The organism is Mesorhizobium sp. M0768 (assembly GCF_040320195.1).
Lineage (GTDB): Bacteria > Pseudomonadota > Alphaproteobacteria > Rhizobiales > Rhizobiaceae > Mesorhizobium.
The window spans coordinates 1-12,722 of record NZ_JAMYPD010000024.1; the positions used below are offsets into that span (position 1 = coordinate 1).

10 protein-coding genes are annotated in these 12,722 nt (G+C 63.5%); all 10 read right to left on the bottom strand.

Annotated features, from left to right (window positions below):
- Nucleotides 1–231: 231 nt before the first annotated feature.
- Nucleotides 232–1,728, bottom strand: a complete 1,497-nt coding sequence (locus tag NKI08_RS25125) for a sugar ABC transporter ATP-binding protein (RefSeq protein ID WP_352772963.1) — start codon at nucleotides 1,726–1,728, stop codon at nucleotides 232–234.
- Nucleotides 1,728–2,786, bottom strand: coding sequence for an SMP-30/gluconolactonase/LRE family protein (locus NKI08_RS25130; protein WP_352772966.1), 1,059 nt, complete (start codon nucleotides 2,784–2,786; stop codon nucleotides 1,728–1,730). Before NKI08_RS25130 ends, NKI08_RS25125 begins: the two co-directional genes overlap by 1 nt.
- Nucleotides 2,783–4,906 (bottom strand): ABC transporter permease, encoded by a 2,124-nt coding sequence (locus NKI08_RS25135; RefSeq protein WP_352772969.1) that lies wholly within the window; start codon nucleotides 4,904–4,906, stop codon nucleotides 2,783–2,785. The genes NKI08_RS25130 and NKI08_RS25135 overlap by 4 nt, the downstream gene beginning before the upstream one ends.
- Nucleotides 4,907–5,123: 217 nt before the next feature.
- Entirely contained in the window at nucleotides 5,124–6,149 is a 1,026-nt protein-coding gene (locus tag NKI08_RS25140; protein ID WP_352452740.1) for a sugar ABC transporter substrate-binding protein, read from the bottom strand.
- Nucleotides 6,150–6,206: 57 nt separating this feature from the next.
- Nucleotides 6,207–7,193: an ABC transporter permease gene (locus NKI08_RS25145; RefSeq protein WP_352452739.1), complete on the bottom strand. Its 987-nt coding sequence runs from the start codon at nucleotides 7,191–7,193 to the stop codon at nucleotides 6,207–6,209.
- Between the two features lie 280 nt (nucleotides 7,194–7,473).
- Nucleotides 7,474–8,916 (bottom strand): DHA2 family efflux MFS transporter permease subunit, encoded by a 1,443-nt coding sequence (locus NKI08_RS25150; protein WP_352772973.1) that lies wholly within the window; start codon nucleotides 8,914–8,916, stop codon nucleotides 7,474–7,476.
- Between the two features lie 226 nt (nucleotides 8,917–9,142).
- Nucleotides 9,143–9,943, bottom strand: a complete 801-nt coding sequence (locus NKI08_RS25155) for a 3-methyl-2-oxobutanoate hydroxymethyltransferase (protein WP_023675787.1) — start codon at nucleotides 9,941–9,943, stop codon at nucleotides 9,143–9,145.
- 37 nt (nucleotides 9,944–9,980) lie between these two features.
- Nucleotides 9,981–10,295: a MocE family 2Fe-2S type ferredoxin gene (locus tag NKI08_RS25160; protein WP_023675786.1), complete on the bottom strand. Its 315-nt coding sequence runs from the start codon at nucleotides 10,293–10,295 to the stop codon at nucleotides 9,981–9,983.
- A gap of 44 nt (nucleotides 10,296–10,339) precedes the next feature.
- On the bottom strand, nucleotides 10,340–11,428 hold the full coding sequence (locus tag NKI08_RS25165) for a fatty acid desaturase family protein (RefSeq protein WP_352772976.1): 1,089 nt from the start codon (nucleotides 11,426–11,428) through the stop codon (nucleotides 10,340–10,342).
- Nucleotides 11,429–11,519: 91 nt separating this feature from the next.
- Entirely contained in the window at nucleotides 11,520–12,701 is a 1,182-nt protein-coding gene (locus tag NKI08_RS25170) for an aldose 1-epimerase family protein (protein ID WP_352772979.1), read from the bottom strand.
- Nucleotides 12,702–12,722: the final 21 nt, after the last annotated feature.

Below are 12,722 nucleotides of genomic sequence, written 5' to 3' on the forward strand. Positions count from 1 at the left end.
GCCGCAAGGACCGTGCTCAAAGGCCGGACATATGGACGCAAGCGATCGAAAACGACGCAAAACAACCGTTGCAGGCAGGGCGCCGTCCACATATGGATCCTGGAGTCTGCGCCGCGTCGCTTCGCTCCTTGCTTCCAGGATGACGAAACGACGGGCGCCTCGGCCAATCTCCAAAGTGTACGATCCGCCGGCGCAAAACCGTCCAAATGTCGACCTTCCGCGCCCGGGAACCTAATGCACCGCCGCGTACATGATCTTCTCCTCCGTCGCTTCCACCGGCGAGAACTCCTCGACGATGCGGCCTTGCCGGCAGACCAGGATGCGGTCGGACAGGTTCATGATCTCCGGCAGGTAGGACGAGATGACGACGACGGCGAGGCCCTCGTCGGCCAGGCGGTTGATGATCTGGTGGATTTCGGCGATGGCGCCGACATCGACGCCGCGCGTCGGCTCGTCGAAGATGACGATGCGCGGCTTCTGCACCAGCCCCTGGCCGATCACCACCTTCTGCTGGTTGCCTCCGGAAAGCTCGATCACGCGCGCATTATCGTTGATCGCCTTGACGTTCAGCGTCCTGGTCCATTCGGCAGACAGCGCCCGCATCTCCTGCGCGTTGATGACCCAGCTCTTTTCCCGCCCCGCCGCCAAAAAGCCGCCGAACAGGTTCTCGGCGACGTCCATCGTCTCGAAAATCCCCTCGCTCTTGCGATCTTCGGTGACATAGACGATGCCGTCCGCCACCGCCTCGCTCGGCACGAGATAGCGCACCGGCCGGTCGTCCAGCTCGATGGTGCCGCCGCGCAGGAAATCGCGCTTGTAGATGCCGGAGACGATCTTGAATGTCTCGGTGCGGCCTGAGCCGATCAGCCCGAAGACGCCGGTGATCTGGCCCTCGAAGATCGAGAAGGAATTGTTGCGCACGACATTGCTCATCGAGATGTCCTGCACCGACAGCACCTTCTTGCCGGCCTTGCGCAGCCTGGTCTCGTCGCGCTGGCTGTAGAGCTGCCCCGAAAGCGTGCGCCCGACCATCGCCGCGACGATCCTGTCGCGATCGAAAGCGGCGGTATCGTCGGTGATCACCAGCTCGCCGTCGCGCAGGATGGTGATGCGGTCGGCGATATCAAGCGCCTCCTCGAGCGCATGGCTGATGAAGACGATCGACACGCCCCTTGCCTTAAGCCGGCGGATCAGCGCGAAGAAGTGCCGCTTTTCCTCTGGCGTCAGCGTCGCCGTCGGCTCGTCGAAGATGATGATCTCGGCATTGTGGTGGACTGCGCGCGCGATCTCGACCATCTGCCGCTTGGCCGCGCCCAGCGTCGCTACCATGGCATTGGGGTCGACGGGAAAATTCAGCGACTGCAGGAACTGCTGCGCCGAGATATAGGTGCCGCGCAGCCGGTTGAGAAAGCGCTCCGTGCCGAGGTAGAGGTTCTGCGCCACCGTCATCGACGGCACCAGGCTGGTTTCCTGGAACACCATGGCGATGCCGGCTTCAAGTGCCGCATGCGGCGAGGCGTAGGCGATCTCCTGACCCTTGTGGAACATCGTTCCCGATGTCGCGTCGACAACGCCGGCGATGATCTTGGTCAGCGTCGATTTTCCAGCACCATTCTCGCCGAGCAGCGCGTGGATCTCGCCCTTGCGCAGCTCGAAGCTGACATTCTTCACTGCGGGAACACCGCGATAGGTCTTGGTCACGTTCTCCAGGCGGACGATCGGTTCCATCAGCGATGCCCTCCTGAAGTCAGATCGATGGCCAGCAGGCAATCGCCGCCTTTCGAGGCAATGAACAGGCGACCGTCTGTCTCCGCCACGCTGCAGATGCCGTGGCGCGTGCCGTTGGCGCGGCTGTGCAGGCTGAATTGCGGCCGCATCTCCCGATCGAGCCTGACCACCAGCCCGTAAGAGCGGCTCGGCGACCACGGCTTGTGGATGCCCATGGTACGAATGCCGCCGCATTGCAGCGGCTCGAGGAAGCTGCGGTTGGAGGCGAGCGCCGGCGCGATCCAGTGTTGCGGCGACACTTGCGCCAGCATGTCGTTCCGATAGTGCGTTTCCTGCAGCACGAATTCGATCAGACGGTTGCGGGGCGCAAACAGCGCCAGCCAGGCACCGCCATCGGCGGCGGGCGACAGCCGCGCGGGATAGCCGGGCAGATGCGCCAGCACCGTCGAGCGGCTGCCTGTCGCGCCGTCGAAGCGGACGAGTTGGTGCCGCCAGCTCTCGCCGACCAACACGTCGTTGCCGGTTGGATGCAGCCCATAGGGAAAGGCGATGTCACCGGCGAGCTTGCGGAATTCGCTGCCTGCCGGATCGCGCTTCCACAGCGAACCCGACGCACCCTTCTTCATCAGATCGGCGGCCCATTCCGACGGCGCGTGTTCGGCCGAGCCATTGGCCAGCCAAAGCGTGCCGTCTTCTGCGTAGGCGAGTGCTGTTATGCAGCGGATCTCGGCCGGCAGGGCGGCCTCCTTGCCTGCAATCAGCAGCCTGCCGCTTTCGAGCCCGACCGTCAGTTCGCCGGCGGGCGAGCGCGCGAGCGCGGTGACGGCGGCCGGAAATGTCTCGACCAGAACAGGCGCGCCACCGGCGGCGACCGTGTAGATGGCATTGCCGCTGGAAACCAGCAGCCGGCCGTAGGCGACCAGCAGATTATCGGGCTCTAGCAGTTCGGCGAAGGCCGCAACATCGTCCAGCAGCGTGTTCGGCCTGAAGGCACCGTCGAGCGGCGGGATGGTCACTGCCTTGCCGCGGAAGATGTCGAGGATCGGGTCCAGCATCATGGCTTGGCACCCCAGTAGGAAGCGGGGCTGGTCCAGTTCGGGTCGGCGTCGGCAATCCGGTAGCGGCCGATGCGGTTGTTGAGGATGCCGCCGACGAACAGAAAACCCTTGTGCTCGCGCATCGAAGTCACCATCGGATGCGCGGCGCCCGACAGGTCGCCCATCGCCTCGACGATGCCGCCCTTCTCGTTGAATTTCACCACGCCACCGGTGTTGATGTTGGGGAACAGCCATTCGTCCTGCGGCAGCCGGCGCGTCATGCGCTTGCGCATGTCGGGATGGCGCAGCGACAGGTCGAAGCTCGGCGTGCGCATGCCGAGCCAGGCCATCCAGTAATTGCCGTCGGAGGCACGGTTGATGTTGTCGGGGTAGCCCGGCATGTCGCGGATGACGCATTCGGCAACGCCCGCCTTCGGCCCTTCCAGCCAGTAGCGGTGCACGCGGCAGGCCCAGCTTTCGGCGAAGAACAGCGACTTCCCGTCATGCGCCATGCACACGCCATTGGTGTAACGGTAGCCGTCGAGCAGCGTTCTCGTCGAGCCGTCCCTCGGGTCATAGACAAGCAGCCGCCCGGTGGCGCGGTTCTCGATCGAGTCCAGCGCCCAGTCGTGCGCGTCATAGCGCTTGGTGGAATCGGTGAAGTAGATGCGGCCGTCCGGCGCGATGTCGCAATCATTTGGGTCGCGCAGCCGCGCATCGTCGACGATCGAGGTCCAGGAGCGCGACGTTTCCGCCGAAAGCCGCTTCACCTCGCGCTGCGGCGAAACCGAATAAAGCCCCATCGCGCCGACGCAGCTGATCAGATTGCCTGTCTTGTCGAAGGCCAGGCCGAGTGGAAAGCCGCCAATATGCGCAAAGACCTCCGAGCGTTTGTAGTCCGGCGCGAAGAAGCGGACGATCTCGCCATGCCTGGTGCCGCAATAGAGATGGTCGTCGCGGTCGAGGATGACGTCTTCCGGCCCTTCCAGCTCGCCGAGCCCGATATGGTCAGCCCCAGACAGCCGGTTGTCGAGCTCGTAGGGGGTGCCCGAGCCCGGTGCGGCCGACTGCGTTGCGCCCATTTTCAGATAGACCGGTGCGACGTAGACCTCGTCCAGCACCTTGTGTCGGTTCTTCAGCCAGCGAATGTCGATGGTGACGGCGACGGCCAGCATGATGCCCAGCACCATCTGGTTGGTGCCGGTGCCATAGCCCAGCCGGATCAGCCCGTTGGTCATCGTCAGCACGATGATTGCGCCCATCAGCCCCTTGATCACCGAACCGCGGCCGCCGCCCAGGCTGACGCCGCCGACGACCGCCGCTGTCAGTGCCATGACCTCGAGGTTGAGGCCTGTGCCCGGCCCTGCCCCGCTCAGCCGGCAGGCGATGAGGAAGCCGCCTAGCGAGGCGCAGAAGCCGGAGAACACATAGGTCATGAACACGGTGCGGCGTACGCGGATGCCGGCATTGTGAGCCGAGCGCCGCGACCCGCCCACCGCCTGCACATGCCAGCCGGGCCGCGAGCGCGTCAGCGCGACATGCGTAATAATCGCCAGGATAATCGCCGCCCACACCGCGACCGACAGGCCCCAGAAGGTATCGTCGCCGATGAAGTCCAGCACATCCGATGTGGCATCGGAAAGCTGGACGTCGGCCGCATAGGTGGTGACCAGTATGTCGAACAGCGCCCGCCCGAAGATGAAGGTGACCAGTGTCGTCAGGAAAGCGCGCAGGCGGAAATAGCCGATCAGATAGCCATTGATCGCGCCGAACAGCAGGCCGGTGACGATCGAGGCGGCCAGCGCCAGCCACACCGACTGTTCGAGGATGAAGAAGACGAACACGGCGGAAAAGCAGGACAGCGCGAAGATCGAGCCGACCGAAAGGTCGATGCCGCCGCCCAGCATGACCACGGTCATGCCGGTGACGACCAGCGAGAACTCGCCGAGCTGGCGGGTCGATTCCTGCAGCGACATCGGCTTGAAGAAGCCGGGGATGATCGAACCGAACACACCGAGCGTCGCCACCAGCGCCAGGAACGGAATGGCGTTGTCGGTCCAGCGTTTGCTCAATATCTCGCCGACGAGATGGTCGGGCACGAGATTGTAGCGCCAGGACTGGAGGCGTTCGCGAAAGGACATCGGTTGCTGCTATTCGAGAGAAAAGGGAAAAAGGGGCCGGGCTATCCGCAGAACAATCGCCTCAGGTTTGCGCTGCCCCTCACCCTTACCCTCTCCCCGTATAGAGACGGGGAGAGGGGGTCGTCAGCGTTGGAGCGTATCCCTTCTCTCCGTCACTATACGGGGAGAAGGTGCCGGCAGGCGGATGAGGGGCAGCGCGAAGCTCAGGAAAGCCGGCCTACTTGGCCGCAGCTTCGGCTTGCAGTGCTTTCAAATCCCAGCAGCTGTCCGGCTTGAGGTCGGCCTTGGTCGTCGCCTTCTCCAGCGTGTAGATGTAGGTGTGCGAGGTGCCGGCCGGCTGGCCGCTCTGCAACAGGAATTTTATGACGGCGTTCATGTCACCCGACTGGCGGGCAAGGTCGGTCATCACCACCGCGCCATAGGTGCCGTCCTGCAGCTTGTCGCAGTCGGCGGTTTTCTCGCCGCCACCGGTGGTGACCAGGAACACCTTGCCCTCGAGCTTGGCATCGCGGATCGCAGCCGATGCGCCGGTCGCGTCACCATCCCAGAAATCGATGATGGCGCAGATGTCGGGGTTCTGCTGCAGCATTGTCGTCGTCACGTTGCGCGAGGTCGTCGCATCCCAGTTGGAGTCCGGCTTGGCCACGACCTTGAAGTCGGGGTTCTTGTCCAGCACCTTCATGATGCCGGCATACTGGTAGAGGCTCGATGAGTTGGCCTGGTCGCCCTGCACCAGCCCGATCTTCTTGGAGGAGTTCGGCCCACAACCCTTGATCGCCGCTTCGGCTTCCAGCTGGCCGAGCCGATCCCAGTCGCTGCCGACAAAGGCATCGGCCGGGAAGTTCGCCGGATTGTCGACCAAAAGCACATAGGTGCCGGCCGCCTGCGCCTTCTTCATCAGCTTGGCATAGGAATTGAGGTCCGGCGAATGGATGATCAGCACGTCCGGCCTGGCGTCCGACGAGATTGCGTCGGTTATCGCCTGCGCACCGGCATCGACCACCCAGTTCGGGTCACGCGTCTCGAACACGCCACCCCAGGCCTCGACCTCCGTCTTCAGGTAATGCGCCCAGCCCTGTGCCAGGTCGAAGCCCATCGCCATCGGCACCAGCATCACACGCTTGCCCTTGAGCGCTTGCGAATAGGCGGCCGGACCTGGATCTTCTGCAGCGAAGCCCGGCGCCACGAAGGCGGAGATGGCAAGCGCTGCCGCGGCAGCCATAAATGTCCTGATGATTTTCATGTCACATCCTCTGGTTTGGTATGTCGTTCGCGGCCGGCCCCAACCGTTCGCGTCAGTCTAAATGTCGCCTTGCTGCGCGGTCTGCTCGTCGCGCGGATTGATGAACCCATCGACGATGATCGCCGCCAGCAGGATCGCGGCCTTGATCAGGTTCTGATAGAGCAGCGGAATGTCGATGATGGTCATGGCGTTGAGCAGGATGCCGATCAGCGCGGCACCCACCAGCACGTTGCGCACCCCGCCCCGCCCGCCCGACAGACCGATGCCGCCGATCACCGCCACCAGCACGATGTCGTAGAGCAACGTGGAATTGACGATGCGGGTGTTGATTGAATGCAGGCTGGCGGCGGTGAGCAGGCCAGCCACCAGCGAGACCAGGGCCGACAGCACGTAGCGCAGCACCAGCATCGGGCGCACTGGAATGCCGATATTGCGCGCCGCGACCGGGTTGTCGCCGGCGAAATAGACGTAGCGGCCCCATTTGGTGTAGCGCAGGAACAGGAAGAAGGCGAAAGCCAGCCCGGCGAAGACAAACACCTCGACCGGGATGTCGAGGAAACGCAGCCCGCCCAGAAGCTCGACCCAATGGCCGGGCGGCACCGGCACGGCGTCCTGCGTGATCAATTGTGAACGCACATAGCCGAAGACGAAGGACGCGGTCGCCAGCGTCACGAAGATCGCCGGGACCTCGGCGTAGGCGACCAGGATTCCGTTCAACAGCCCGATGGCGAGAACACCGGCGAGCACATAGGCGAAGGCCAGCCCGTCGGGCATCCCCGAATTCAGCAGTTGCAGATACCACGCGACCGACATCGCCATGATCGCCACCGCCGAGAGATCGATGCCCCTGCCGATGATGACGACCGCCATGCCGAGCGCCAATATGCCCAGCACCGAGACCGAGCGCACGATGGCAACGAGATTGTTCGAATTGATAAACCCAGGCAGTCCGATGGCGGCGGCAATGAACAGCACAACCGCGATGGCAAAGACAATGCCCTCCTGGTTCAGGCTTCTCCAGTTTAGCCAGCCGGTCGCGTTCATTGCCCGCTTTCACCCGCGATGGCTACGCCCTGCTCCCTCTGCGGCCATCGGAACGAAAGCTAATCGGCTCAAGACCAATTCGTCAAATGAATCCGCGCATTGCAGGCCGGCTTGCGAGGAAATTCCGCGCTTGGATGCACCGATTGGCGAGGCTGGCGCAATGCCGGGAACTCAAGCTGTTTTGCAATTGATCGCGCCGATCGAAGCGCCGGCAAAGGTTTGCTCCGGAACGAGCGAAGCAGGCATAATTTATGTCCGCGATTGCCGCTGGATTCCTGCGTCAAATCCGCAAAACATGGCCCGAGACCTCGGCGCCGGCAGCCTTCGGCAACGCCAGGAAGCGACACGAGGCGACGAGCCCGATTGCGCCGATCGCCACGAAAGCAAGTCGGAAGTCGACGAGATCGAGCGCCGCAGCGCCCCTGGCGATCTGCGACAGGTTGAGCAGTGCCGCGGCGACCGCTACGCCGAACAGCATCGCCATCTGCTGCAGCATGCTGGACAACGTCGCCGCCGAGCTGCGCTGCGGTGAGGCCACATCGGCGAAGGCCAGTGTGTTGAGCGCGGTGAACTGCATCGAGCGCGAAAGGCCGGCGATCAGCATCAGCACCACCACCAACGCTTGCGGCGTCTGCGGCGAAAGCGCCGCGCAGGCCATGATCGATAAAGAGGCGATCACCCCGTTGACGATCAGCACCGAACGGAAGCCGAAGCGCCTCAGCATCGGCGTCGTCACCGCCTTCATGCCGAGATTGCCGAGGAAATAGGCCAGGATCATCATGCCCGCATCGACCGGGCTCAGGCCGAAGCCGACCTGGAACAAAAGCGGCAGCAGGAATGGCGTGGCGTTGATGGCGATGCGGAAGATCGTGCCGGCCGAAAGCGTCGAGATGGCAAAGGTCTGCACCTTGAAAGCTGTGAGGTCGAGCAGCGGATGGTTGGCGCGTTCCAGATGCCGCACCGCCAGCCAGCCGACCAAAATGCCCGTGCCGAGCAGTGCCACGGTCGGCAACACACCCTCTTCCGGATGCGCGATGCGCTCGAGGCCATAGAGCATCGCGGCGAGCCCCACCGAGGTCAGCAGGAAGCCCGGCCAGTCGAGCGGCTTGGCTCCGGCTTCGCGGTCGCCGGGAATGAAGCGGGCGACCAGTGCCAAACCGGCAACGCCAAGCGGGATGTTGATGAAGAAATTCCAGTGCCAGGAGAGATAAGTGGTGATGAAGCCGCCAAGTACCGGCCCGACCACCGGCGCAAACAGCGCCGGCCAGGTGATCAGCGCCGTGGCGTTGAGAAGCTCGGATTTCGGCGCGTTGCGCAGCACCAGGATGCGGCCGACCGGCGTCATCAGCGCGCTGCCCAGGCCCTGAACCGCGCGTGCGGCGACGAACTCGGCCAGATTCTGTGAGATGCCGCAAACGAGCGAGGCCAATGTGAACAGGGCGATCGCCACGAGGAAGATGTTGCGCGCGCCAAAACGGTCGGCGAGCCAGCCGGACAGCGGCACGAATACCGCCATGGTCAGCATATAAACGGTGATGCCGATGCTCATCGCCACCGCCGGCACGCCGAAGGATTCTCCCATCTGCGGCAGCGATGTCGAGATGATGGTCGAATCCAGAAGCTGCATGAAGAAGGCGACGGCGACGATCAGCGCCACCCGCCGGGCTTGCCGCGCCGCCGGCGCGGTTTCGGGCAAGGCTTTGTTTTCGGGAATGGCGGTCATGCACAGAACTGTCCGAAGGGGAATTTTCACCCGCTCCATCGGCAACCGCACAATTGTCCGGCAAACCGATGACGCACCGGCTTCAACAGCATCCGGCCGGTGCCGTCCAGACCTGGTCCAACAAACTTTCGTGTGGCATCGCAGCCGGCCATGCGATGACCCGGCCCTGGCGCCGAACCGGCCTTTCACGATCCGCGATGATGCTTCGTGCCGCGGCCGGCGTGTCTCATGCGGCTTCGATCTTCTCCAGGAACAGGCTGAGCTGGTCCGGGTCCATGTGCACGACGTGCCTGTCTTCGGGATAGGCCAGGCTGTTCACATCGGCGACATATTCGGAAAAGGCGGCGATACGTTCGGCCTGCAGGCGATCGTATTCGGCGGCGAAATTGCGATAGACCTTGGAATGGCGCGGCATGTGGCCACGGTTCTGGCCGAGGATGTCGTCGGCGAACAGATACTGCGCGTCACAGCCGGTGCCCGCTCCCATCGACAGCATGATCAGCGACGTGCGTTCCGAAATCGCCTTGGCCACCTCGACCGGCACCACCTCGATCTCGGCGCCGATCGCGCCGGCGGCCTCCAGTTGCTTCACCGCTTCGAACACCTGCATGGCGGTGTCGGCGGTCTTGCCGACAGCCTTGAAGCCGCCGGTCCAGGTGGCGCGTGACGGGATGAGGCCGACATGGCCGATTACCGGAATGGCATCGTCGGCCATCCGCTTGATGGTGGCGTAGCCGGCGCTGCAATAGACCGCATCGGCGCTGGCCTTGTAGAGCCGGAACGCCCAGCGGACGAAATCATCGGCGGTGCCGATTTCGAAGAAATTCTCGCCCGGCATGGTGAACAGGCTAGGTGCCGCATCGCGGTATTGCGGATTGAGCACCAGCTCCGGCGGCACCGAGACGATATCGACGCCGGCGCGTTCGGCGGCCTCGGCCTCGTCCATCGTCAGCACGCGCAGCATCGTCAGCTGCCGCTTGCCCTTCATGGCGCGCAGGTCTGCGACGGTCGGTCTTTTCCGGCTCATGGATTTTGGTCCCCTTTGCTACGTGACAGAAGGCCGGTCAGGCGATCTGGATCATCACCTTGCCAGCTTCGACCTTGACTGGATAGGTCGCGAGATTGACGCAAACGGGAGCGCCCTTCGCCTGCCCGGTCTTATAATTGAAGCGGCCATTGTGCTTGGGGCATTCGATGATGTCGTCCATCACAAGCCCATCGGCCAGATGCGCCTTCTCATGCGTACAAAACCCATCGGTGGCGAAGAATTCATCGTCCGGCGAACGGTAGATCGCGAAGGTGCGGCCGCCATGGTCGAAGCGGATGACATCTTCCTCTTCGACATCGTCCACGGCGCATGCTTCGACCCAATCGGCCATCTCTATCTCTCCTGAAATTTCTGCGTTGCGCTTGTGCGCAGTACCTACTCAGCCGCTGCCGACATGTTCACTTCGTGGAATTCGCCACGATAGGGCCGTGCGGTTGGCGGCAGTTCGCGCTTGAGGAAATAATCCTCGTATTTGAGCTGCCTGAGCAGGACAGGCCAGACCTCGCGATAGGCATGCCATATCGACGGGTTCGGCTCCGGCAGATCGTGCTTGATCAATTCATGCAGCCTGGGCAGCGCGTGATAGGGCACCATCGGAAACATGTGGTGCTCGACGTGGTAGTTCATGTTCCAGTAGATGAACCGGCTGATCGGGTTCATGTACACGGTACGGGTGTTGAGCCGGTGATCGACGACGTTGTCGGCCAGACCGATGTGCTGCAGCAGGCCGGTCATCACCATGTGCCAGGTGCCGTAAAGGCGCGGCACGCCGATAAGCACCACCGGCACCCACGAGTGCATGAAAAGGGCGAGTGCTATTGTGGCGATGTAGATGGCAATATGCCAGCGCGCCGCGATGACGGCCTTGTGCTGTTCCATCTCGGGAACGTAGCTTTTCTCGTCGGGCGTCAGCTTGCCGAACGCCTGGCGTACCAGTGCCGGAAGCGAATAGCGAAAATCGAGGATGCCGGTGAAAGCCAGCGCCGCACGCAAAAGGTCCGGCGGGCGCATCACGGCGATCTCGGCGTCGCGGCCGACGATGATGGTATCGGTGTGGTGGCGGGCATGGCTCCAGCGCCAGGTCACTGGGTTGCGCATCAGCATGAAGCTGGCGATCTGGTAGACGACATCGTTCATCCAGCGCGTGCGGAAGGCAGTGCCATGGCCGCATTCGTGCCAGCGCGAGTCGCTGGACGAGCCATAGAGCACGCCGTAGACGAAGAAGAACGGCACGCACCACCAGGTACCCCAGAAATAGATGGCGCCGGCGGCGAAGCCGAGGATGGCGACGATCCAGATGATCGTGTCGCGGATCGCCGGACCGTCTGAGCGCTGCATCAACTCCTTGATCGCCTTGCGGGGGACATCAGTGTGGTACCACTCCGCCGAGGCCAGTCCCGTCTCGATCGCCCTGCGCGTGCTTTCGCCGACCAGGCTGTAATCGCGCTTTACCGTGCCAGCCATTGTGACCTCCAATTCCCGATCGGCCGCGAACCCTCCCCGCTCCGGCCGGAACCAGCCTCCCAACTGGTGTCCCGTATCGTCTTCGCCACTATCACGACCTGCCTCCAAGAACAGGAAAACGGCCCGACGGCTGCGGATAATCCTGCTGCGGCTGCCTGGCGATTGCAGCGATCCGGCTTTCGGCGGCGGCGATCTCGCCGGCGCCGTCGAGGACCCGGAACGCCGCATCGTAGGAGCGGCTCTCGCCATGCTCCAGCCAGATCATCTCGCCGCGTTCGCGCGCCGCCAGATTGCCCAGCACATGATGCGTCGACGGCTCGATCCCAAGCGCGTACTGCCCGGCCTGGAAATTCTGCCATTGATAGGCGCAGGGCAACTGGTCCTTGCGCGTGACCACCTCGAAGCCAAGGCCGAGCCTGTCGTTGACCACCGCCACCGGGACTTCGCCGGTGCTGTCGGCGCCGAGTTCATGCTGCCAGACCTGTTCCTTGAATCCCGGTTGCGGCGCCGGCACCGTGCGGTAGCCGACCTTCTGCGCTTCATAGCGCTCGCCGGCATGCCCGGCCCAGACGACGTCGCGGATCGGCGCCAGGTAGCGCGATCCCTCGTCGAGCACCGGATGACTGACATTGATGTGGTAGAAATACATATGCGGCGTAAGGTTGAAACCGTGATTGACGACACGGTCCGAAAGCCGGATCTCGTTGCCGCCGACATCGGCCTCGATCCGCCGCAGCAGGTGCAGATCCTCGCCGAATACAGTCGATTGCTGGACGATGCCTTCGGCCCACAACACGCAGCGGTCGCCGTCCCAGGTCTCGCCATAGCCGGTCAGCCGCGCCGGAATGGTGCTGACGCGGCCGTGCAGCGAATGGCGTACCGTCGTCTTCGGCGGGTAGTTGTAGGTGTCGGCGGGTACCTCGTTCATGAACAATATATGGTCGAGGCCGCAGGTCAGCAGAAGGCCGGAAAACGACCGCGCCCACGCCAGCCCCTCCTCGCCTTCATATTCGTGCAGGCCGGGATAGCGAAAGCCGCTCGGCGAATGCCAGCCGATCGCCTGGCCTTTGAAGTCGCAGTCGGCGATATCGAGCGCCCGGTCGATCAGCGCGGTGAAGCGCAGGCCGGAGCCGGTGCGGAATTCGAGCATGCGGATGCCGCGCTCGACGCCGTCGCCAAGCGTCATCAGCCGCACGCCGGCGAACTGCGACAGCATGCCGGATCGTTCCGAGACCTGCCGGCGCGACAGCGTCTTGCCGTAAAGCTCTACCATGTGACGGCCAGTTCTTTCACT